This window comes from Kitasatospora sp. GAS1066B, assembly GCF_041262605.1.
GTDB lineage: Bacteria > Actinomycetota > Actinomycetes > Streptomycetales > Streptomycetaceae > Kitasatospora.
The window spans coordinates 63500-85247 of the sequence record NZ_JBGCCO010000005.1; the positions used below are offsets into that span (position 1 = coordinate 63500).

A 21748-nucleotide genomic window follows, 5' to 3' on the forward strand; every position below is an offset into this window, starting at 1 on the left:
GCCGCCGGCTGCTCGTCCTTCGACATCAGCGGCATGACCAACGTATCGGGTCACGTGAGCTCGCCTACCAGCCTTCGTACCAGATGCCACCGATGGGGCCGCGCTTCGTAACGGCCCGGATGCCTGGCGGCAGGACGGCGGCGCTCAGGTCGCCACGGATGTGCTGGTAGAGGGTCGGCGCGGGCAGTCCGACGGTCTGGATCCAGCCCTTCCCGTGGACGTGGCCGGCCGCGGCCAGCTCCTCCGCCTGTCCTGGCGGGGCGAGATCCGTGTTGTAGACCTGGCAGATCGTCTGATTGGTGTCTGCGAAAGCGAACCGTGCCGCGTAGGCCCACCGGTCCCGGTTCAGCCAGACGTAGAGGACGACGGGCTTGCGCAGCACCGACACGAACCAGTCCGCGGACTGCTGGGCCAACTCCTCGATCGTGCCGGTCGCCTCCAGCGCCCAGCTGGACGGGTGGTCGGTCAGTGTGTAGAGCTGGTTGTGCAGTCGGTCACCCCGGACCCGGTCACCGTAGAAGTGCACTCCGATGTCGACCAGGTGGAGGGGTAGGCCGGGATCGCAGAAGTCCAGGTAGGCCACCAACGAGTCCCGCTCATCGGAACGCCCGACCAGGCCCTCGACGCCAGCGGCGGCCCACGAGGCGGTGCGTTCGCGCAGAGCTTCCACAAAGGCGAGCTCGGTGGCGCTGAACTCGTAGAAGTCGTCCTCGTCCGGTTCGTCGATCGCAAACCAAGGGTTCTCGGGCATGGCCCGGAGCCTAGGGTCGACGCCCGTCGTGGGACCAGCGGATTGTTAATCGGTTGTCGCTGCCCGGGAGTTGGCCGACACTGCCACGGTGATCTCAGACGCTGACGCTGCCGTGATGTACGACGTGCTGAACCCGTGGGATCCCGCCCACTGGCCCGGCGACCGCTTCTACGCCGAGCTGGTCATGGCGGCGGATTCGGTCCTGGACGTCGGCTGCGGGACGGGCGCGATGCTGATCCTCGCGCGTGAGCAGGGCCATCGCGGCCGCCTCGTCGGCCTCGACCCCGACCGGGCGGCGCTGAACCGGGCCGCCCGCCGCGCGGACGTCGACTGGGTCGAGGGGGTGGCCGCACAAGCGACGAGCGGGGCCGGCTTCGACCTTGCCACGATGACCGGCCACGCCTTCCAGTTCCTGCTCACCGAGGCCGACCTGCGCGCCTCGCTGACCGCGATCCGCGCGGTCCTGCGCCCGGGTGGCCGCTTCGTGTTCGAAACCCGCCACCCGCAGGCGCGGGCCTGGGAGCGGTGGAACCCGTCGAACGTCGGCGACGTCGACTTCCTCGGTCGCCAACTGCGCGTCTGGCACGAGGTCGACTCCGTCGTCGACGACGTGGTCACCTTCCACGGCACGGTGGCCGAGCCGGACGGCACCGTGCTGCGCGTCGATTCGGAGAGTCTGCGCTTCCTCGAGGTCCGGGCACTCAACGCGCTCCTCGCCGACGCGGGCTTCGAGATCGAGGCGCAGTACGGCGACTGGGATCGCGAGCCGATCACCGAGGCCAGCCGCGAGATCATCACCATCGCCCGCCGCCCGGGCTAGAGCGGATCGTGTCAGTGCGGCTCGGTAGCTTCCGGGCATGGGCATCTACCTGGTGAGCGTCGGCGCGGCGGAGTGGTTCGACGTGGTGGGGGACGGCTACGGCGAACTCGCGGCCGCGCTCAACGTGGAGCTGCGTCGGCGTGGGCTGCCGCCGTACGAGACCGTGCCCGAGTCGATGCCCGAAGGGGCGGAGTTCGTGCCTGGTTCGGGGCAGTCCTTCGAGGAGAAGCTGAGCCCTGGGATGGACGGCTTCGGCGAGCTCTGCCGACGTCACCTCTCGCAGGCCGAGGCCGAACTGCTCAGCTGCTGGACGGTCTTGGTGCCCTGCTCCATCGAGGGGGAGATCCGGTTGCCGGTCGAATCCGCCTACTTCGACGAGACGATCGTGCTCGGTGCTCCCCAACTACTGGCGGTCGCAGAGAAGTTGGCGTCGGCTGTCGAACTGCCGCCCGAGGTCCCGGCGATGTGTGACAACCTCGAGCTGAGCATCTGGTTCATGGACGGTTCGGCGAAGGAGCTGGCGGCGGCGCGGCCGGGGCGGTGGAGCGAGGACCTGGACGCGGCGTTCTACGTCGCGCTGTACCTCCGGGCGGCGCAGCACTCGCTCCGGCGCGGGTGCCCGTTGGTGTTCGGCTAGCTTCCGGGGCTCCGCCGCGCGGGGGACCGCCGGGCCGCCACGATGCGAGCGGTTCTGGCGGGCGTGAGGTGGTGCCTGGCAGACTGCGGCCGGTGCCGACTGTTCGCGAGATCTCCCGTCAGGCCCTGATCCGCCGGGGCATCGCCCTCGAGTGCGCCACCCTCGGCTGGAACGTCGTCGGCATCGCCGTGCTCGCCGTGGCCGCCCTCGCCGCCCGGTCGGTGGCGCTGGCCGGGTTCGGCCTGGACTCGCTGATCGAGATCGGCGCCTCCACCGTCGTCCTCTGGGAGCTGACCGGGACCGGCAAGGCGCGCCAGCAGCTCGCCCTGCGGCTGATCGGCGGCGGCTTCGCGCTGCTGGCCGGCTACCTGGCGATCCAGTCGACCCTCGTGCTGGTCACCGGCTTCCGTCCGCACCACTCGCCGCTGGGCGTCGTCTGGACCGCCGTCACCGCCGGTGTGATGTTCGCCCTCGCGGCCGGCAAGGCCCGCACGGGGGCGGCGCTCGACAACCCGGTGCTGCGCACCGAGGGCCGGGTGACGCTGATCGACGGCCTGCTCGCCACCGCGGTGCTGCTCGGGCTGCTGCTCAACGGCGCGCTCGGCTGGTGGTGGGCGGACCCGCTGGCGGGGTACGTGCTGGTGGGGTACGCGGTGCGTGAGGCGCTGGAGATCTTTCGGGCCGAGCGCTGACCAGGCGTCGGGCGGGCGGGCAGGAAACGCCGCTGGGCCCGTCCCCGGAACGGGCTCAGCGACGTGGGCCGGCTCAGCCGGTCAGGTTGGCCGAGCAGTCGGCCTCGCCCACGTGGGCGGGGTCGAGCGCGTGCCGGACCTCGTGCAGCACCACCAGGTCGGTGGCCATCAGCACGTGGTCGGGGTGGTTGAGCGGGCAGAGCGCCTGGACCGTCACGTTCTCCACGTTCGGGCCGCTGAGGAACTGCGAGGTGTACGGGGTGACCACCTCGTCGTCCTCGGTGGCGATCACCGTGTAGTCCACGCCCGGCATGGTGTCGCCACCCGCGTTCAGCTGGTCGAGCGTGGCCGAGCCGACCTCCTGGTCCGCGCAGGCGGGGCAGGCGGAGCTGACCACGGCCTGGGCGCCGGGGAAGGACTGGGCCAGCGTGGTCAGGCCGTCCAGCGTGGTGCCGTGGTTGCTCGGGGCGAGCCCGACCAGGGCGTGCACCTTGGCCGCGCCGCCGTCGAACTTGAGGTAGTACCGCGGCATCATGCCGCCCTGGCTGTGGCCGACGAGGTCGACCTGGCCGCTGCCGGTCGCCGCCAGCACGCCGTCCACGAAGGTGGCCAACTGCTGGGCGGAGTCGGCCACCGGGGCGATCGCCCGCAGCACCGGCACGTTCGGCACCGCGCCGTAGGTCAAGGCGTAGACGCAGTAGCCGTTGGCGGCCAGCGCGGGGGCGATGGTCAGCCAGTTGACCGAACCGTTGGCGAAGGTGCCGTGGACCAGCACGACCGGGCGCGGGTGGGCCGCGCTCGGGTGGCAGGACCAGTCGTTGGCCCCGGGCACGCCGGGGGCGGCGAGCGCCTGCGCGGCGGCGATCGGGTCGCCGCCGCTGCCGCGGACGGCGGCCTGGGCGGGGTCGGCGGCCCCGGCCAGCGCGGCGCCGAGCAGGCCGCAGCCGGCGGCCAGCGACGCGAGGCGGCGGCCGAAGCCGGTTCTGGGCAGGGGTGGGCGCAGGGGTGTTCCAGACATGGCTGTCCTCCGGGTGGGGTAGGAGGTGTGCGAACGGCGCGTGGGGGTGCGCCGAGGAACTGGCCGGTAAGTTACTTCCGCGTTAAGCACTTGGCCAGACACCGCGCACGAAGTGACACCTTGAGGGGCCGGCCGTGCCGGTGGTCGGCGAGTCTCGGCGGGTGCTCGGTGGTCCTGTACGAACGACGGCAACCGGCCGGCGCGAACCCACGTCCGTACTCACCGGGCGTCCACACCCGGATGCCCGCACCGGAGGCCCGCGTCGGATCCGCCGATACCCTCTGCGGTACCCCGACTGGGGGTATGTCGCGATGATGCCGGATCATGGCGCGAGTGCCGGGCGCGTGAGTACCCGGCCGATGGAGTGTGAGGAGCGGGACCAGTGATCGGACGAGCACTGAACGGCCGTTATGAACTGGTCGGGATCCTCGGGGTGGGCGGCATGGCCACCGTGTACCACGGCATGGACCGGGTGCTCGGCCGGCCGGTGGCGGTCAAGGTGCTCAACAACGCGCTGGCCGACGACCCGAGATTCGCCGAGCGGTTCGGCCGCGAGGCCCAGCACGCCGCGATGCTGGTGCACCCGCGGATCGCCATGGTCTTCGACTCCGGCATGGACGAGGGCTCCCCGTACATCGTGATGGAGCTGATCCGGGGCCGGTCGCTCGCCTCGGTACTGGCCGAGCAGGGGCCGCTGCCGATCGAGCGGGCGGTCGGGATCGCGGCGGCGATGTGCGAGGCACTGGAGGTCGCGCACGCGGCCGGCCTGGTGCACCGGGACGTCAAGCCGGCCAACGTGATGATCACCGACGACGGCGGTGTCAAGGTCGTCGACTTCGGCATCGCCCGCGCCTCGGCCGCCGGGCAGCAGCTGACCCAGACCGCCACCGTGCTCGGCACCGCCGCCTACCTGTCGCCCGAGCAGGCCACCGCGGGCGAGGTGGACGGCCGCACCGACCTCTACGCGCTGGGCTGCGTGCTCACCGAGATGCTCACCGGGCAGCCGCCGTTCACCGCCGAGACGCCGGTCGCGACCGCGTTCAAGCAGGTCACCGAGGAGGCCGCGCCGGTCAGCCGGCAGCGCCCCGACGTGCCGCCCGCACTCGACCTGGTGGTGGCGCGCCTGCTGGCCAAGCGCCCGGCGGACCGGCCGGCCAGCGCGGGCGCCGCCCGGGCGGAGCTGCTCGCGGCGGTGACCGTGGCGGGGGTGGTGGACCGCACGGCGGAGCTGCTGGCCACGCCCATGCCCACCCCGGGAACGGGGACTGGGACGGGGACCGGGACGGACGGCGATCGCACCACCATGCTGCCGCCGATGCCGGGCCCGATACCCGAGCCGCGGCCGTTCGGTGGCGGGGCCGCGCCCACCTCGGTGCTGGCCGCGCAGTCCGAACACCCCGGCCGCGACGGTTTCGTAGGTTTCGACGGCCACTACGCGGACGGCGCCGACTCGGCCGCCCCCGCCGGGCGCCCGCGCCGCACCATGGCGCTGGTGCTCGGAGCGGCGGGGCTGGCGGTGCTGGGCCTGGTCGGCGCGCTGGTCTTCGCCAACCCCTCCTCCTCGACGGGCAGCAGCGGGCAGCAGAGCAGCACACCGCCCGCCGCCGGCTCGACCGCCGCCGCCCCCGGCGCCGCCGCGCCGAGCACCGTGCCGAGCCAGCCGACCTCGCCGGCCAAGCCCAGCCCGGCGACCCCGGTGGCCGCGATCGGCGCGCTGCGCGCCGAGATTGCCGCCGCCCCGCTGCCGAAGGACCGGCAGGCGCCGCTGGTGCACACGCTGGACGTCGCCGCGGCGGCGGCCACCGCCAACAAGCCGCAGGACGCGGTCCAGGCGCTGAAGGCGGCGCAGAAGCAGGTCCGGGACCTGGCGAAGAAGCACACGGTGGACGCTCAGACCAACGCCTCCTGGCAGCACCAGCTCGGCTCGATCATCAACTCGCTGAACGCCCAGGGCGGCGGCGCCAACGACCCGGGAAACGCCATCGACCCCGGCAACGTCGGTGACAACGGCGGCAACTGACGCTTCGTCAGAGAACCGTAGGGGCAGTGAAGGTCCGCCGCGAGGCGTCCTCCTGGGCGAGCCGCCGCAGGGTGGCGAGCAGCGCGTCACCCAGCACCGTGCCGAGCACCGCGCCCTCCAGCCGCCCGTCCGGGTCCGCCCGTCGGTCGACCAGCGCCAGCTCGGCGGCGGCCAGCCGTTCGGCCGCCGTCGCGTACTCGTCGAGCAGCTCCAGCAGGTCGGGTCGACCGAGTTCGTGCAGGGTGCGGATCAGTTGCGCGAGTGACGCGCAGGCCGGCCCGCCGGGCCGCACCTGCCAGCCGCGTTCGACCACCCAGGCGGCCGCCGCGTCGAGCGCCGCCCGCCCGGCGGGGTCCGCAGGCGGCGCGCCGGCGCGATCCGCGTCCGGTTCCGCCGGGGCGCCGCAGGCCGGGGTGACCGCGCGCCGCGCGATGCCCAGGGTGTCGGGCAGCGAGACCTCGGGCGCGTCGAGCGGGCCGAGCACGTCGCGGGCGGCAGCGACGGAGAGCCCGCCGACCTCCAGCAGTGCGCGAACAAGTCGCAGCCGCCGGACGTGCCGCTGGCCGTACTGCGCCTGGTTCGGGCAGGTCAACTCACCGGCCGGGACCAGGCCTTCGCGCAGATAGAACTTGATCGTGGGCACCGGAACCCCGGTCTGCCGGCTCAACTCCCCGACGCGCACAGGCCGACCTCCTCTCCCGCCCAGGAGCAGCGGTGATGTCCGCAAAGCCTAGGGGTGGCGCGGTCGCCGCAACCAGACCCTTGCGAGCCTTGAGTGTCCGTCAGTTGTGGCAGGATCCCGCCGAGGGGCGCGCCGTCGGGGCCGCGCCCGGGTGGCGTGAACGGGGTGGCGCGATGGCGACAGCCGAGCAGGTCCGGGCGATGGCGATGGCGCTGCCGCGCACCGAGGAGCACCTGATCCGGGACCGGGTGAAGTTCCGGATCGGCCGAATCGTCTACCTGGCGCTCTCGCCGGACGAGACGCTGCTCGGCTTCGCCTGCCTCAAGGAGGAGCGGCCGATGCTGCTGGCCACCGAGCCCGACACGTTCGTGCCCCCGGTCTCCTCGGACGAGCGGTACAACTGGCTGCGCCTGCGGCTGGCCGCGGTGGCCGAGGACGAGCTGCGCGAGATCGTCGAGCAGGCCTGGCGGCTGTGCGTCCCCAAGCGGGTGGCCGCCGAGTACGAGGCCTCCCGGCTCGCGCCCGGTCCGAACCTGGCCCGACTGCGGGCGGCCGCCGCCGTCTTCGCCGGGTACGGCGACGGCGTGGACGCCGGCTGGGAGCGCTGGGCGGCTACCACCGCGCCGATCCCCGACCTGGCCCGGCCCGAGCACCGCGAGGCGCTGCACCGCTGGCTCAACTCCTGGGGCTGCCGCATCCGTTACCCGCGCTCGGGCGAGCCCGATCTGTTCTCCGCGGCCCTCGCCGGCTGGTGGACCGAGTACGGCGCGACCCTGCCGGACCCGGAGCCGGAGACCACCATCACCAGCTTGACGGACCGTCAGATCACCGCGCTGGCCGAGGCCTACGCCGCGCTGGCCGCCCTGCGGGTGTCGCCCAGCCGCACCCTGGGTCCGACCGCCGCGGCCAAGGCGCTCTACGCGCTGCGCCCGGCCGCCGTGATGCCCTGGGACGCGGCCATCGCCGCCCGGCTGCACGGCGCCCGGGACGGCGCGGCCTTCCAGCGCCACCTGCGCAGCGGCCGGGCCTGGGCCCGCGCGGTGCTCGCCGAATCCGGCCTCGCCGAGGCCGAGTTGCCGGCCGCGCTGGGGCGGGGGACGGTCCCGCTGGCCAAGGTGCTGGACGACTACCTGTACGTGACGATCACCGCCGGCGAGGCGCTGTGACCGGTGCTCGGCCGGCGAGGAGTGACGGGTCGGCTCAGCTGGAGGCAAGCCCTGCCGGTTGCTGTTGAGCGGGTGTCGGCTCCGGCTGCGCGGCTGGTCAGCAGGGTGGCTCCGTCCCTATGCTGCGGGCCATGGTGAGTGAGCGGGTCGCCCGCGCGAAGGCCGAGGCCGAGCGGCGGCGCAACAGCCAGGTGACCCGGTTGCGCCCGCTGGGCTGGCTGCTGCTGGCCGCCGTCGCCGTCACGGCCTGGACGAGCTCGGTGCCGCCGGGTCTGGCCGGGCGGCGACTGGTCGTCAGCCTGGCGCTGCTCGGCTTCGCCGTCCCGCTGGCGGTGGTCGGCTCGGGTCGCCCGGGGGCGGCCGACCGGGTCCTGCTGCCCCTGCTCGGCCTCAGCTGCGCCAGTGCGCTGCTGCTCACCGCCGTGGAACCCGGCGCCCTCAACGTACTGCCGGTCTCCGGCGCCGTGATGACCTGCTTCATCCGGCTCGACCAGCGGCGCGCGCTGCTCGTCGGTGGGAGCACGACGCTCGCGGTGGCCGTCATCCTGAGGTTGACGTTCCACCAACCGCTGGTGACGATCAGCTCCGTGGTGCTGCTCTGCGTGGTGCTCGCGGTCACCGCCCGGCTGCTGCGGATCAGCCGGGACAGCCATGACCGCACCGAACTGCTGCTCGCCGAGCTGGCCGACGCCCGGGAGGCGGAGACCAGGGCGGCGGCCGACGCCGAACGGGCCCGGATCGCGCGCGAGCTGCACGACGTGCTGGCCCAGTCGCTCTCGGCCCTGGCCATCCAGCTGGAGGGGGCCCGCACGCTGGCCGATCGGGAGCCGGTGGCCCCGCTGCTCCGGCAGATCATCGGCCGCTCGGTCGAGCTGACTAGGGAGGGCCTGGTCGAGGCCCGGCACGCCGTCGGTGCACTGCGCGGCGACCGGCTGCCGGGCCTGGCGGACCTCGCCGGGCTGGTCGAGCGCAGTGGCCGGGACCTGCGGCTCGAGGTCGCTTTCGAGGTCAGGGGAGCCAGGCGTCCGTGCGAGCCGCAGGCCGAGTTCGCGCTCTACCGAGGGGTGCAGGAGGCGCTCACCAACGTGGCCCGCTACGCGAGCGGGGCACCCGCCGAGGTGGTCCTCGACTACCGCGCCGAGCCGCTCCGGCTCACCATCGCCAATGCGGCGGCAGCCGAGATCCCGGGAGCCGAGGCCGCCCGCCCGAGCGGTGGCGGCGGCAACGGCCTGCGCGGGATGCGCGAGCGGATCGAGCGGGTCGGCGGCGCCGCCGAGGCCGGTCCGACGCCGGCCGGCTGGCTGGTCACGCTGGAGGTGCCGGCCTGACCGGCCATCCACTGTCAGATCGGCAGATATAGGGACATAACAGGCAATCGTCCCGAGCGGTGGGGTCGCCCCCCCGCGCACGTCGAAGCCCCTGACGGGCCGCCCGAGGGCAGCCGCGTCAGGGGCTTCGGAAGCCGATCAGGCGGCGGTGTGGTTCGTCTTGGGGGTCTCGTCAGCCTTGGTGACGTTGACCGGGGCCACCGCGGGCCGCTCCTGCTCGGTGGCAGTCGAGCTGGCCGTGGTGTTGTCGGTGACCGGAGCGTCGTCCTCGCGCATGGCCTTGGTCTCGGCCTTCAGGATGCGCATGGACTTGCCCAGGCCACGAGCCATCTCCGGCAGCTTCTTGGAGCCGAACAGGAGGATGACGACAGCCAGCACCACCAGGAGGTGCCAGGGCTCCAGACCGTTGCGGAACATCCCTGACCACCGGTCCCTTCGGTTTTCTCGCGGTTGCTGGGTCGGACGGAGCCGTCCGACCCAGCCAGTATGCCTGGCCCCGCGGCGGAACGTATACACCGCTCGGGAAACGGTGGTCAAAGAGCGGGTGACAGCGGCATCTTCGGCGCGTTGCGTCCCCGTGTGGCCTGGACCACTACGGCGGTGCCGGTCCACCGGGTGAATCGCGAGCGCGCGGGTGCGGCGCGCCGGTCCGGCTCCGGACCCCGGCGCGCGCAGCGGCCCGCCGACGCTCGGTCGGACCCGTCCGGCGTGCGGGTGGTCGGCGGCTCACTGATCGTGAGTCGTATGACGACCAATCAGAAGATCTTCGAAGGGTTCCAGCTCAACCGGAAGCTGCTCGGCGCCGGGCTGCTGCTCGGCGGTGTCGGCGCGGTGGCGGGGCTGCTGGGCACGACGCTGGTCGGGGTGGCGCTGGCCACCGCCGGCCGAGGCTGGGTCCGGCAGCTGGACACCGCGCCCACCGAGCGCGCGTCCCGAGCCCTGCAGCAGGCCCGGGCCGCCTCCCAGGCCGGCCTCGACGCCTGGCGCAACGCGAACGTGTCCGACCAGGCCTCGCTGAACTGACGCATGCCCTGCCGAACCGGGCCGAGCCGGACCCCCGAGCTCCCCCGCGCCTACCGCTCGGCCGGCCCCGGGCGGACCTCGGCGCGCAGCTCGCGCTTGAGGAGCTTCCCGGTCGGGTTGCGCGGCAGCGGCTCGGTGCGGAACACCACGTGCGCCGGCACCTTGAAGGCCGCCAGCCGGCCCGCGACGTGCCGGCGCAGCTCTTCGGCGTCCGCGCTCGCACCGGGGCGCAGCCGGACCACGGCGGCCACCTCCTCGCCGAGGGTGGCGTGCGGCACGCCGAGCACCGCCGCGTCCTCGATGGCCGGGTGGTCGTGCAGCACGCCCTCGACCTCCACGCAGTACACGTTCTCGCCGCCCCGGATCACCAGGTCCTTGAGCCGGTCCACCACGTAGACCTCGCCGTCCCGGACGCAGGCGAGGTCGCCGGTGCGGAACCAGCCGCCGGCCTCGGGGGGCCCGTCGAAGGCGGCGGCCGTGGCCTCGGGGTTGTGCCAGTAGCCGCGGAACACCGACTGCCCGCGCAGCCACAGCTCGCCGACCTCGCCCTCGGGCAGCCGCTCGCCGGCCGGGTCGGCGATCCGCACCTCCAGAGCGGGCGAGGGGCGGCCGATGCTCTCGGGGTGCTCCAGGTAACGCGCGCCCACGTTGCCGATCACGCCGCCGCAGACCTCGGTCAGGCCGTAGCCGTTGCGGGCCTCGACCCGGCTGTCGAACTGGCGGTGGATCCGGCGCGCCAGCTCGGGCGGTGCGGCGGCGCCGCCGGTGGCGATCGTGGTCAGGCCGGTCAGCGGCAGCCCGCGCCGCTCGGCGGCCTCCAGCAGGCCCAGCGCGGTGGTCGGCACCCCGCTGTAGAGGGTGACCCGGTGGCGGTCGATCAGCTCCAGCGCCGCCTGCGGGTCCCACTTGCGCAGCAGCACGGCGCAGCCGCCGCTCGCCATCAGCGGGAAGAGCGTGGTGAAGGCGGCCACGTGGAAGAACGGGAAGGTGAGCAGGACGGTGTGCGGCCGCAGCGCCGCGAGGTCCTGGCCGGCCGCCAGCGCGGCGGTGGCGCCGAAGAACCGCGGGTTCACGGTGGCGGCGCACCAGGCGGCCTGGGTGGCGACCACGCCCTTGGGGCGGCCGGTGGTGCCGGAGGTGTACAGGATGGTGGCGTCGTCCTCGGGAGAGATCGCCACCTCGGGGGCCGACACGCCGTCAGTGGGGGCCGGCAGTCGCTCGAACCGCTCGGTGCGCGGTGTTTCCGCCTCAGCCGGCGAGGTGACGCCGACCGTCAGCAGCCACGGGCGCCCGCCCCGGTCCTGCTGGGCCGCCAGCCAGGGCTCGATCCGCTCGGTCCGCTCCGCGTCGGCCACCACCAGGCCGGGCGTGCAGTCGTCCAGCGCGTAGGCCAGCTCCTGGGCCGACCACCAGCCGTTCAGCGGGACCGCGATCAGGCCGGCCAGCTGGGTGGCCCAGAAGGCGACCTGCCACTCGGGCAGGTTGCGCATGGCGATCGCCACCCGGTCGCCGGGGCGCAGCCCGTACTCGGTCAGGCAGCGGTGGGCCAGGGCGGCGGCGGCCGCGTAGTGCTCGGCGTAGCTGTAGCCGCGGCCGTCCAGCAGCAGGAACGGTCCGGCGCCGTGTGCCCGGGTCGTCTCCAGGAAGTCGCGCAGCACGGCGGGGGCGTTCGCGTAGCGCCGGCCGCGCGGAGTGTCGACGGTGGCGAACGGGGTGCCGGGAGCGCAGAGCGCGGCCTGCACCCTGGTCACCACGGCGAGCGAGTTGCTGGACGGGACAGGGCTGGTCAAGGCGGCCTCCACGATGCGGTGGAACGCGGCAGCCGGAGGCGGGCCGCCGGACGGCCCACCCCCGGCGCGGTGGTTACAGACCCAGCGACTTGGCGATGATCGTCTTCATGACCTCGCTGGTCCCGCCGTAGATCCGGAACACCCGGTTGTCGGTGTAGAGGCGGGCGATCGGGTACTCCAGGATGTAGCCGTAACCGCCGTGCAGCTGGAGGCACTTGTCGATCACGACCGAGGCCGCCTCGGTGCAGAACAGCTTGCCCTCGGCGGCGTCGGCCACCGTCAGCTCGCCGTTCTGGTAGAGCTCCATGGACTGGTCGACCATCGTCTGCATCGCGGTGACCTGCGACTTGCAGTCGGCCAGCACGAACTTGGTGTTCTGGAACTCGGCCACCGCCTGGCCGAAGACCTTGCGGTCCTTCACGTACTGCAGCGCGAAGTTGACCGCCGCCGCGGCGGCCGCGTAGGCGCCGACCGCGATCGCCAGGCGCTCCTGAACCAGGTTGTGGGTCAGGTAGCTGAACGCCTTGCCCTCCTCGCCGAGCAGGTCGGCGACCGGCACCTTGACGTCGACGAAGGACAGCTCGGCGGTGTCCGAGGTGCGCAGGCCGATCTTGTGCAGCTTGCGGCCGACCGAGTAGCCCTCGGAGGTGGTGTCCACGCAGAGGATGGACAGGCCCGCCCGGCGGTTGGCCGGGTCGTACGGGCTGGTCCGGGCGACCACCAGGACCAGGTCGGCCAGCGCGCCGCCGGTGATGAAGGTCTTGGCGCCGTTCAGGACGTAGTGGGTGCCGTCCTCGGAGAGCTTGGCGGTGGTGGTGATGCCCGCGAGGTCGGAGCCGGTGCCCGGCTCGGTCATCGCGATCGCGGTCATGATCTCGCCGGAGATGAAGCCGGGCAGCCAGCGCTGCTTCTGCTCCTCGTTGGCGTACTCCAGCAGGTAGGGCAGCACCAGGCCGGTGTGCACGCCGGAGGAACCGAAGCTGACGCCCGCGCGGGCCACCTCCTCGGTGATCACCGCCTGGTACTTGAAGCCGGTCTCGCCCGCGCCGCCGAACTCCTCGGGCACCTCGATGCCGAAGACGCCGAGCTCGCCGAGCTTGTTGTAGAAGGAGCGCGGCGGGTGGCCCTCGGCCTCCCAGCTCTCGTAGACCGGGACGACCTCCTTGGCGATGAAGTCCCGGATGGTCGCCCGGAACGCCTCGTGGTCCTCGTTGTACACAGTGCGGCGCACGACGGCGCTCCCTTCGCACGGGTGGAGCAGGGTACTGATCGATCGCCAAGTTAATCGCCGGTAGCTTTTCTGTCCAGAGTCCGCGCGCAGTCGATCGCGGTGGTCAGGCGGGCTCCGGCAGTAGACCTGTGCGGCCTTTATGTGAATGATTGCTAGCCGGGTGGTACCCAGTGGCGGGAGGCGGCGGATGGCACCGGACGGCGGCCCGGGCGGGTCCGCGCGCCGGCCGCGCGGGCGGCGCACCCAGATCCTCGCGGTGGCCGCCGAGCAGTTCCACCAGCGGGGCTACCACCAGGTGGCGATGGCCGAGGTGGCGGCGGCGGTGGGGATCACCGCGCCCGCGCTCTACCGGCACTACCGGGGCAAGCCCGAGCTGCTGCGCCAGGCGGTGCGCGGCGGTCTGGACGAGCTGGCGGCGGCCGTCAACGGGGTAGCCGCGGGCGGCGCTCGGGTGGACGGGGTGGCCGCGTTGAGCGCGCTGGCCGCGGCGCTCGCGGTGGCCGCCGTGGACCAACGCGCGCTCGCCACCCTCTGGCAGCGCGACGCCCGACTGCTGCCGCCCACGCACCGCGCCGAACTGCGCCGGGCGCTGCGCGCCAGCGTCCGCGCGGCGGGTCGGCTGCTGCTCGACGCCAGGCCCGAACTGTCCAGGCAGCAGGCCGAGTCGCTGGCCTGGTCGGCACTCTCGGTGGCGGGCAGCCTGTCGTACCACACCTTCGCGCCGCCGCGCCGCCGGTTCGAGCGGCTGATGGCCGAGCTGCTGCTCGCGGTGTTCGTCGTACCGCTTCCTGACGGATCGTCAATCATTGCTGGAGGCAGCATCGCTGGAGGCCGCGAGATCCTCCGCGAGAGCGCGCCGTCGGGCCGGCGCGAGGAGCTGCTGGCGGCGGCGGTCCGGCTGTTCGACGAGCGTGGTTTCGACAATGTCAGCACCGATCGGCTCGGCGCGGCGGTGGGGATCGCCGGGCCCAGCCTGTACAAGCACTTCCCGGCCAAGACCGACCTGCTGGCCGCCGCACTGGTGCGCTGCCGGGAGCGGCTCTGGCACGAGGTGGCGCCGGTGCTGGCGGCGGCGGGGGAGCCGGCCGAGTCGCTGGACCACGGGTTGCGCGCCTATCTGACCTTCGCCGACCGGCACCGCCACTACCTGGGCGTCATGCTGAGCGAGACCGAGCGGCTGGCCGAGCCGGACCGCAAGGCGGCGCTGGACTTCCGCCGGGACTTCCTGCGGCTCTGGGTGGACCTGCTGCGCCGGGTCAGGCCCGAGGACGACAAGGCCGAGGCCCGGATCCGGGTGCACGCGATGTTCGCCCTGGTCAACGACGGTGTCCGGACGGGCGATCGGGCCCAGGGCACGGAACTCGCGGCGCGGCTGCACCAGTTGGCGCACGCCGTGCTCGGCACCGGCCGCTGGGTGGCGCCGGGCGACGCGCCGCCGGATGCCGCAGGGGGCGGGTCCGGCGCCGGACCCGCCCCCTGCTCAGCGGTTCACCGCCTGAGCGCCGGTCAGCCGGCGGCCGGCAGGTAGTGCACGGAGTGCAGGTAGTCGAGGTTGCCCTGCTCGGCGGCCACGTTGCCGGCGTTGCCGGCCACGGCGGTGGTGTTGTTCTGGTTGCTGCCGCCGGAGCCGGTGGCGGTCTGCTGGGTGCCGTTGCCGTTGCCGTGGATGCTGCCGACCACGTTGCCGGAGCCCCAGTTGCTGACCACGCTGCTGTTGGAGCCCTGGCTGGCGCCGGCGCCGTTGTCGGCCTGGGCGCTGCCGATGCCGAGCAGCAGGAAGGCGCCGAGCGCGGTGACGGCGGTGAGGGCACGGGTACGGGACACGATGGTCTCCTAGAAGTACTGTGGTAATGCTGCGAGTTGGCGCTCGCGGGGTGGCCGCCCCGCTGCGCCGGTTGCCTGACGTCGCCCGATCAGGATCACCCGCTGCTCCGGTCGGCGGCCAGTGATCCGGTGGCAATTCGCTCAATGGGGTCATAACAGCCGGGTATCGACCGAAAAAGGTTTGATCGGCGCATAAGGGGGTCCGTCCCCCGGGAAAGCGGTGGTCGCACGATTGTCGGACTGGCAGACTGGGGCACCATGTCTGAAGGTCAGGAGAACCTGCGCACCACCGAGGTCGACCTGGGCGGCCTGGTGAGCGTCCTCGCCACTCATCTCTACTCCACACCGCTGGTCGCGCTGCGCGAGCTGGTGCAGAACGCGCACGACTCGCACACCCGCCGCCGCCTGGAGGACCCGGCGGGCGCCGCCGCCCACCACCCGCGGATCGCGGTGCGCGCCGACGCCGCCACCAGGACGCTGGCGATCGAGGACACCGGCGCGGGCCTGACCGAACCCGAGATCCACGCCTACCTGGCCACCGTCGGCACCGGGTACACCCGGCTGTTGCGCGAGGTCACCGGCAACGAGGAACTGATCGGCGCCTTCGGCCTCGGCTTCCTCTCCGCCTTCTCGGTGGCCGAGGAGGTCACCGTCACCACCACCTCGCACCGTGAGCCGACGCTCGGCCACCGCTACCGCAGCCGCGGCGGCGAGCAGTACAGCGTCGAGCCGGTGGCCGCCCGGCCGCGGCCCGGCAGCGTGGTGGAGCTGACCCTCAAGCCCGAGCACGCCCACCTGGCCGACGAGGCGGCGCTGCGCGAGGTGCTCGGCCGCTACTGCGTGCTGCTGACCGTCCCGGTGTACGTCGGCGACGACGAGCGGCCGGTCAACGACATCGCGGTGCCCTGGCGCGCGGTGATCCCGCAGGCCAGGCAGCACGCGATGCGGATGGAGTTCGCCGCCGCCTTCGGACGACGCTTCGAGCCGCTGACGGCGTTCGCCGTCGAGCCGGTCGACGGCACCACCGATGCCGTCGGCCTGCTCTGGGTGCAGGACGGCGGCAGCTACGGCAGCAGCGACAACCGCGACCTCGCCGTCTACCTGCGCGGCATGCTGCTCGCCGACGACGCCCGCGACCTGCTGCCCAGCTGGGCCGGGTTCATCGGCGGCGTGGTCGAGTCCAACCGGCTGACCCCCACCGCCAGCCGCGAGGACCTGCAGCGCGACGAGCACTACCGGGCCCTCCAGCAGGCGCTCACCGATGCGATCGTCAACGGCCTCTACGAGACCGCCCGGCTGCAGCCGGCCGCCTGGCGGCGGATCCTCGCCCGGCACGGCCAGGACCTGCTCGGCGCCGCGCTCTGCGACGAGCGGCTCTTCACCCTGCTCGCCGACGACGTCCCGGTGCCCACCTCGCAGGGCGACCTGACGGCCGGTGCGCTGCGGGCGGCCGGCGGCGGCGTGGTGCACGTGGCGCTCGGCTCCGGCGGCGGGTTCGAGGAGATGCTCTACCGCGCCATGCGGGTGCCGATCGCGCGCGGCGACCGGTACGCCGTGCTGCCGTTCCTGCGCCGCTACGCGCAGCTGCGCGACTGCCGGATCGTCGAACTCGGCAGCGAGGACGGCAACCGCGAGCTGTTCCGCGACCCAGAAAGCCCGTTGCCCGCCGAGGAGTTGGGCTGGCTGACCGCCGCGCTGGCGGACGAGGGCGAGCAACTGGTGCCGGCCCGGTTCGAGCCGCCCGGGCTGCCGCTGGTGCTGGTGCCGGACCGCGAGGCCGAGTTGAAGGCGCGGATCGAGGACGACCAGGCGGACGCCCGGATCCCGTCGGCCGCGCTGCGGCTGGCCCGGGCGTTCACCGCCAGGACCGACGGCGGGGTCAGGGCCCGGCTCTACCTCAACACCGCCTCGCCCGCCGTCCAGGACCTGTTGCGGGCCTACCGGGCCGGGCACACCGGCAGCGCCACGGCGGCCGGGCTGCTCCGCTCGCTCAAGGTGATCATGGCGGCGGCCGGTGCGTCCGGCTCGGGTGGCGGCGACCTCGGGGCCGCGCTCACCGGGGTCGGCACCGCGGTGGCCGCGCTGACCGCGCCACCGGTCGACGGCCCGTCAGTGGGGTTCGACAGACTCTTCGACGACGGTCCGCACGGCGACGATCAACGCAGTGACGATCAACGCGGTGACGATCAACGCGGTGACGATCAACGGCGCGAGCAGGGGGAGGGCACCCGATGAGCACGGACATCTGGGGCTGGGTCCACGACACCCACGGCCAACTGGTCGAGGCGGGGCAACACCGGCTGGCCACCGCGCTGGTGGAGATCGCCGGGCACGCCGTCGACGGGCGCAACGAGCAGCTGGACGCCATGTACCCGGAGGCGCTCGCCTCGGCCCGTGCGCTCGGCCTGCCCTGGGTCGAGGTCTTCCTGCGGCACTGGCGGTTGCAGAACCTGCTGAACAAGCGCCACCAGGGCGAGCAGGCGATGACCGAGGCGGTCTCGCTGCTGGAGTTCGCGCACCGCGAGGAGACCGCCGGCTGCCCGCAGGCGGTCTGCGCGGTGCAGGACTTCACCATCTGCCACGCCAACATCGACGGCCCCGGCTACGTCCCCGAGCGGCTCGCCGTGCTGGAGGAGGCGCTGGAGCGGGTCGAGCCGGCCCGCGCCTGCTTCGACTGCCTGTCGCGCGAGTACGCCGACACTCTGGAGGACGACGGCCGGGCCGAGGCCGCCCTGGCCCACCTGGACCGCGCGCAGCTGCGGATCCAGGCGGCGGGCGAGAGCGTCTCGCTCTCCTTCGGCCAGGCTCGCGCCGCCGCGCTGTACAAGCTCGGCCGGTACCAGGAGTCACTGGCCGCGCTCGCCGCCGCCGAGCAGGCCTACACCGCCGCCCGGCACACCCTGGACGAGGACGACCGCCGCAAACTCGGCGTGATCCGGGCCCGCGCGCTGGCCGCGCTCGGCCGCTTCGACGAGGCGCTGGCGCAGCTCCCGCCGGTCGAGGAGGCCGAGGGCTTCGCCGACATCCGGCACCGCTGGACGGAGGCGGTCGAGCGCCTGGTGTCCGCCGACCGGTTCCCGAACGACGCCCGGCTCGGCGTCCGGCTGGCCCACTGGGTCTCCTACCTGGACGCCGCCGGTTCGCACCGCCCCTGCCTGGACCTGGCGCTGATGGCGGGACGGCTGGCGGCGAGGCGCGGGGCGCGCTCGGTCGCGCTCGCGTTGGTGGCAACCGGGGAGCGCAAGCTGTCCCTGCTGCGCCGTACCGAGAGCGCGGCCGCCGCGCTCGCCGAGCTGCGGGCGGCGGCCGAGGCGCTGCCGGTGCCCGAGCTGCCGGTCGCGCCGCTGGAGCTGCCGCGGCTGCTCGGCGAGCGGGCCGACGGGGCGGGCGAGGTCGACCCGGAGGCGGACCTGGACCTGCTGGCCGCCGGCTGGGCCGGGCTCGGGGGCGGCGCGTCGGCATGGGGGTCCCCCCAGCCGGAGGCCGGGGGAGGATCGTCGGCCGCCACCGACCTGCTGCTCGCCCTGGCCGGCCTGCTCGCCTCGCTCGGCCACGAGCAGGCCTCCGCCGAGCTGCTCTGGGCCCGGCTGGAGCGCGACCCCGGTCACCAGGACCTGATCGGCATGCTGAGCTCGGTGCTGATCGAGGCCCGTGACGGGGAGGGGCTGCGGCGGCTGGCCGACCGGGTGGCCGGCGCGAGCCCGGGCGACGCGCACTGGATCCGGGCCCGCTGGGCGGTGGCCGAGAGCCGCTGGGCGGATGCGGTGGAGAGCTGCCGGACGCTGCTCGCGCTGGAGCCGGACCGGATCAACCCGCGCCGGCTGGCCGCCGCCGCGGCCACCGAACTGGGCGAGCACGGCACCGCCCAGCGGCTCTACCAGGAGCTGCTGGCGCACGCCCTGCCGGTCGAGGGCACCGCGCCCGAGGAGCTGTACCGCACCGTCCAGCCCGCCGACCTCTGGCACCTGATCACCGCCGCCACCGCCAACCGCGACTGGGCCGCGGTCCGCGAGACCGGCGCGCGGCTGGGCATCGAGTTCGACGAGGCCGACGGCCCGGTGGACGAGGAGTGGCAGGTCGTCACCATCCGGGCCCGGCGCAGCAACGGGGCGGCCACCGACCTGCCCGCGCTGCGCACCGGTCCGGCCACCGCGCGGATCCTGCCGGTGCTCGGCGAGGACGTCCAGCTCAACCACCACGACGTGGTGGTCTTCGCCCCCGCCCTGCTGGAGCCGGCCCCGGCCCAGGACGCCGAGGAGGCCGAGCGGGCCCGCTGGCGGCCGACCTTCGAACTGCTGACGCTGCTCGATCCGGCCGGGTACACCAGCTACTTCCTGGACGGCGCCTGGCCCGGGCCGCAGGCCTGGGCCGAGCTGCGCACCGCGCTGCACGAGGCGGGCTACGGGATCTGGGCGTACAGCGGCGAGCAGTACCTGATCACCGACCCGGCCGACGAGGCCGCCGAACTGCCGGGCATCTACGCCGCCCTCGGGGTGCCGCCGACCGCCGGTGCCGCCCAGGCCGACGCCCTGCTGACCGAGCTGACCGCCGGTTGGGCACACCCGGTCTGCTGGCTCGACCTGGCCAAGGCCGCCGGTGCCGACCTGGCGCACCACGAGGGGGTCATCGAGCGCTACGGGCTCTGACGCCAGGGTGCTGTGGTCGGGGCGGTGTCGCCTGGCCACCTGTTCGTCGTATCGTCTGCTTTTCGGAACCTTCCCGACCTTCCTGGACGACTTGTACATATGCGTCCCGACTCGGCATCGGGCAAGGTGGAGGCGAAGATCACGGACGGTGGCACGGCCACCCCGGGGCGGTGAGGAGCGGCAGTGCCTAAGCGGGGCCGACCGGGCGGCGGCAGGAGCGCTCGCGGCGGGAAGAGCGGGGACCGGGAGCAGGGTGGGAACGGTCGGCCCGCAGCCGACGCCGTCCCGCCGGTGCCGCCCGTCCCGCCGGCCGAGGCGCCGCCGACCGAGGGGCTGCTCGGCAACCCCGCCCCGCCGGCCGACCAGGTGCAGCTGATCCCGCTCGCGCCGCTGCCGCTGGAGACCGAGGGGCTGCTCGGACCGGCCACCGAGCCCGAACCGGAGCGCGAGCCCGAACCGGAGCCCGTGGCGGGCGAGTCCGCCGAGGCCGAGTCCGTCGAGTCCGTCGAGTCCGAGCCGGTCGAGCCCCCCGTCCGCGACGAGTTCGCCGCCTTCGTCGAGTTCGGCGGCGGCTCCGAGGACACGCTGCCGCCCGAGGTCTGGCGCGCCGTCGGCTACAACCCTCCCAGTGGCCCGATCCCGCTGCTGAACCCGGGCGCGCCCGGCGATGCGCCGTGGCCGGACCGGATGCGCACGCTGCTGCGCACCCCGATGTCCGAGCGCCCGGCCTACGAGCGCACCAAGCGTGAGGTCAAGGCCGAGGCCACCGCCCGCCACGTGCCGCGGATCCTCGACCTGACCCTGCGGATCGGCGAGCTGCTGCTGGCCAGCGGCGAGAGCGCCGAGGACGTCGAGGCCGCGATGCTCGGCGTCACCCACGCCTACGCGCTGGACCGCTGCGAGCCGCAGGTGACCTTCACCCTGATCTCCATCTCCTACCAGCCCTCGCTGGTCGAGGCCCCGGTCACCGCCGCCCGGGTGGTGCGCCGCCGCACCTCCGACTACACCCGGCTGGCCGCCGTCTACCGGCTGGTCGCGGACATCACCGCCGAGAAGGTCACGGTCAACGACGCCTACCGCCGGCTCGCCCTGATCCGCCGCAACCGGCACCCGTACCCGGCCTGGCTGCTGTCGGTCACCGCGGGCCTGCTGGCCGGCGCGGCCACCTTCCTGGTCGGCGGTCAGGTGGACGCCAAGGCCTGGCTGGTCTTCATCAACGCCGTGGTGGCCGCGATCATCGGCGACCGGCTGGCCTCCTGGGTGGCGGGGCGCGGCCTGCCCGAGTTCTACCAGTTCGTGCTGGCCGCGATGCCGGCCGCGTTCTGCGGCATCCTGCTCTCGCTCAGCAGCGCGGGCCTGCGCGGCTCGGTGGTGATCACCGGTGGCCTGTTCGCGCTGCTGCCCGGGCGGGCGCTGGTCGCCGCCGTGCAGGACGGCCTGACCGGCTTCTACATCACTGCCGCCGCCCGGCTGCTCGAAGTGGTCTACCTGGTGGCGGGCATCGTGATAGGCGTGATGCTGATCCTCTACGCGGGGGTCAGCTACGACGCCCAGCTGCGGCCCGCCGAGTCGCTCAGCGGCATCTACAACCCGCCGGTGCAGCTGATCGCCGCGATGCTGCTCACCCTGTTCTTCGCGATGCTGCTGCAGACCAGCCGGCGCACCCTGGCGATGGTCACCTTCAACAGCGGCATCGGCTGGGCCGTCTACGGGGTGCTCGCCCACAACGCCGGGATCTCGCAGATCGTCGCCACCGGGATAGCTGCCGGACTGGTCGGCCTCTTCGGCCAGCTGATGGCCCGTTACCGCTACGCCTCGGCGCTGCCGTACGTCACCGCGGCGCTCGGCCCGCTGATGCCGGGCTCCGCGCTCTACCTCGGCATGCTCTCCTTCGCCCAGGGCCATCCCTCCGCCGGACTGGTCTTCGTCAGCCGGGCGGCCGCCATCGCGATGGCGTTGGCGATCGGGGTGAACCTCGGGGGCGAGGTGGCCAGGCTCTTCATGAAGGTGCCGGGCATCGGGACGCTGGCCGGCGCCGACGGCCGCCTGGTGCCGTACCTGACCGGCCCGCGACGCGCGGCGAAACGTACCCGCGGCTTCTGACCGGACGTTAGAGGCAC

The 21748-nt window shown here is 73.6% G+C and carries 18 protein-coding genes; 11 read left to right on the forward strand and 7 right to left on the reverse strand.

Going from position 1 to position 21748, the window contains the following annotated elements; translation table 11 throughout:
- Positions 1-64: 64 nt before the first annotated feature.
- A complete protein-coding gene (locus tag ABH937_RS06850) occupies positions 65-751 on the reverse strand; it encodes a hypothetical protein (RefSeq protein ID WP_280688546.1) in 687 nt (228 codons plus the stop codon).
- Between the two features lie 88 nt (positions 752-839).
- Here ABH937_RS06850 and ABH937_RS06855 point away from each other — a divergent pair, with 88 nt between their 5' ends.
- The 3 genes from ABH937_RS06855 (at position 840) to ABH937_RS06865 (ending at position 2900) form a co-directional block, all read left to right on the forward strand.
- Entirely contained in the window at positions 840-1571 is a 732-nt protein-coding gene (locus ABH937_RS06855) for a class I SAM-dependent methyltransferase (protein ID WP_370217562.1), read from the forward strand.
- Positions 1572-1608: 37 nt separating this feature from the next.
- Positions 1609-2208, forward strand: a complete 600-nt coding sequence (locus tag ABH937_RS06860) for a hypothetical protein (RefSeq protein ID WP_370217563.1) — start codon at positions 1609-1611, stop codon at positions 2206-2208.
- 92 nt (positions 2209-2300) lie between these two features.
- Entirely contained in the window at positions 2301-2900 is a 600-nt protein-coding gene (locus tag ABH937_RS06865; RefSeq protein ID WP_280688541.1) for a cation transporter, read from the forward strand.
- A gap of 73 nt (positions 2901-2973) precedes the next feature.
- Here the strand turns inward: ABH937_RS06865 and ABH937_RS06870 are convergent, their stop codons facing one another.
- Positions 2974-3918 carry an esterase/lipase family protein gene (locus tag ABH937_RS06870; RefSeq protein WP_370217565.1) on the reverse strand — a complete coding sequence of 315 codons (945 nt, stop codon included), beginning with the start codon at positions 3916-3918 and terminating at the stop codon, positions 2974-2976.
- A 382-nt stretch (positions 3919-4300) separates the two neighbouring features.
- On the opposite strand from ABH937_RS06870, the gene ABH937_RS06875 reads away from it, so the two are divergent.
- Positions 4301-5938, forward strand: coding sequence for a protein kinase (locus tag ABH937_RS06875; protein WP_370217567.1), 1638 nt, complete (start codon positions 4301-4303; stop codon positions 5936-5938).
- Between the two features lie 7 nt (positions 5939-5945).
- On the opposite strand, the gene ABH937_RS06880 is transcribed toward ABH937_RS06875, so the two are convergent.
- Positions 5946-6620 carry a MerR family transcriptional regulator gene (locus ABH937_RS06880; RefSeq protein ID WP_280688535.1) on the reverse strand — a complete coding sequence of 225 codons (675 nt, stop codon included), beginning with the start codon at positions 6618-6620 and terminating at the stop codon, positions 5946-5948.
- 173 nt (positions 6621-6793) lie between these two features.
- Here ABH937_RS06880 and ABH937_RS06885 point away from each other — a divergent pair, with 173 nt between their 5' ends.
- Positions 6794-7786: an MmcQ/YjbR family DNA-binding protein gene (locus ABH937_RS06885; protein ID WP_370217568.1), complete on the forward strand. Its 993-nt coding sequence runs from the start codon at positions 6794-6796 to the stop codon at positions 7784-7786.
- 131 nt (positions 7787-7917) lie between these two features.
- Complete coding sequence (locus tag ABH937_RS06890) at positions 7918-9114, forward strand: sensor histidine kinase (RefSeq protein WP_280688532.1); 1197 nt, start codon at positions 7918-7920, stop codon at positions 9112-9114.
- A 138-nt stretch (positions 9115-9252) separates the two neighbouring features.
- Here the strand turns inward: ABH937_RS06890 and tatA are convergent, their stop codons facing one another.
- Complete coding sequence (tatA, locus tag ABH937_RS06895; RefSeq protein ID WP_280688530.1) at positions 9253-9531, reverse strand: Sec-independent protein translocase subunit TatA; 279 nt, start codon at positions 9529-9531, stop codon at positions 9253-9255.
- Between the two features lie 327 nt (positions 9532-9858).
- Between tatA and ABH937_RS06900 the strand changes: the two genes are divergently transcribed.
- Positions 9859-10137, forward strand: a complete 279-nt coding sequence (locus ABH937_RS06900; RefSeq protein ID WP_280688528.1) for a hypothetical protein — start codon at positions 9859-9861, stop codon at positions 10135-10137.
- A 50-nt stretch (positions 10138-10187) separates the two neighbouring features.
- Here ABH937_RS06900 and ABH937_RS06905 read toward each other — a convergent pair whose 3' ends face one another.
- Together ABH937_RS06905 and ABH937_RS06910 are read right to left on the reverse strand one after the other, a co-directional pair.
- Entirely contained in the window at positions 10188-11927 is a 1740-nt protein-coding gene (locus ABH937_RS06905; protein ID WP_370217570.1) for a class I adenylate-forming enzyme family protein, read from the reverse strand.
- Positions 11928-12000: 73 nt separating this feature from the next.
- Positions 12001-13158: an acyl-CoA dehydrogenase family protein gene (locus tag ABH937_RS06910; protein ID WP_280688524.1), complete on the reverse strand. Its 1158-nt coding sequence runs from the start codon at positions 13156-13158 to the stop codon at positions 12001-12003.
- Between the two features lie 187 nt (positions 13159-13345).
- Between ABH937_RS06910 and ABH937_RS06915 the strand changes: the two genes are divergently transcribed.
- On the forward strand, positions 13346-14686 hold the full coding sequence (locus ABH937_RS06915) for a TetR/AcrR family transcriptional regulator (protein ID WP_370217571.1): 1341 nt from the start codon (positions 13346-13348) through the stop codon (positions 14684-14686).
- Here ABH937_RS06915 and ABH937_RS06920 read toward each other — a convergent pair.
- Complete coding sequence (locus ABH937_RS06920) at positions 14665-14982, reverse strand: hypothetical protein (protein ID WP_280688521.1); 318 nt, start codon at positions 14980-14982, stop codon at positions 14665-14667. The genes ABH937_RS06915 and ABH937_RS06920 overlap by 22 nt on opposite strands.
- Before the next feature lie 258 nt (positions 14983-15240).
- Here ABH937_RS06920 and ABH937_RS06925 point away from each other — a divergent pair, with 258 nt between their 5' ends.
- From ABH937_RS06925 to ABH937_RS06935, 3 genes are all read left to right on the forward strand, one after another.
- Positions 15241-17217 (forward strand): ATP-binding protein, encoded by a 1977-nt coding sequence (locus tag ABH937_RS06925; RefSeq protein ID WP_370217573.1) that lies wholly within the window; start codon positions 15241-15243, stop codon positions 17215-17217.
- Positions 17214-19628 (forward strand): hypothetical protein, encoded by a 2415-nt coding sequence (locus ABH937_RS06930; protein WP_280688517.1) that lies wholly within the window; start codon positions 17214-17216, stop codon positions 19626-19628. Before ABH937_RS06925 ends, ABH937_RS06930 begins: the two co-directional genes overlap by 4 nt.
- Before the next feature lie 183 nt (positions 19629-19811).
- Complete coding sequence (locus tag ABH937_RS06935) at positions 19812-21731, forward strand: threonine/serine exporter ThrE family protein (RefSeq protein WP_370217575.1); 1920 nt, start codon at positions 19812-19814, stop codon at positions 21729-21731.
- Positions 21732-21748 lie beyond the last annotated feature (17 nt).

Bases quoted from the DNA above. Each gene is read 5' to 3' on its own strand.
- ABH937_RS06850 (WP_280688546.1), bottom strand. From the start codon at position 751: ATGCCCGAGAACCCTTGGTTTGCGATCGACGAACCGGACGAGGACGAC.
- ABH937_RS06860 (WP_370217563.1), top strand. From the start codon at position 1,609: ATGGGCATCTACCTGGTGAGCGTCGGCGCGGCGGAGTGGTTCGACGTG.
- ABH937_RS06870 (WP_370217565.1), bottom strand. From the start codon at position 3,918: ATGTCTGGAACACCCCTGCGCCCACCCCTGCCCAGAACCGGCTTCGGC.
- ABH937_RS06885 (WP_370217568.1), top strand. From the start codon at position 6,794: ATGGCGACAGCCGAGCAGGTCCGGGCGATGGCGATGGCGCTGCCGCGC.
- ABH937_RS06890 (WP_280688532.1), top strand. From the start codon at position 7,918: ATGGTGAGTGAGCGGGTCGCCCGCGCGAAGGCCGAGGCCGAGCGGCGG.
- tatA (WP_280688530.1), bottom strand. From the start codon at position 9,531: ATGTTCCGCAACGGTCTGGAGCCCTGGCACCTCCTGGTGGTGCTGGCT.
- ABH937_RS06900 (WP_280688528.1), top strand. From the start codon at position 9,859: ATGACGACCAATCAGAAGATCTTCGAAGGGTTCCAGCTCAACCGGAAG.
- ABH937_RS06915 (WP_370217571.1), top strand. From the start codon at position 13,346: ATGGCACCGGACGGCGGCCCGGGCGGGTCCGCGCGCCGGCCGCGCGGG.
- ABH937_RS06925 (WP_370217573.1), top strand. From the start codon at position 15,241: ATGTCTGAAGGTCAGGAGAACCTGCGCACCACCGAGGTCGACCTGGGC.
- ABH937_RS06930 (WP_280688517.1), top strand. From the start codon at position 17,214: ATGAGCACGGACATCTGGGGCTGGGTCCACGACACCCACGGCCAACTG.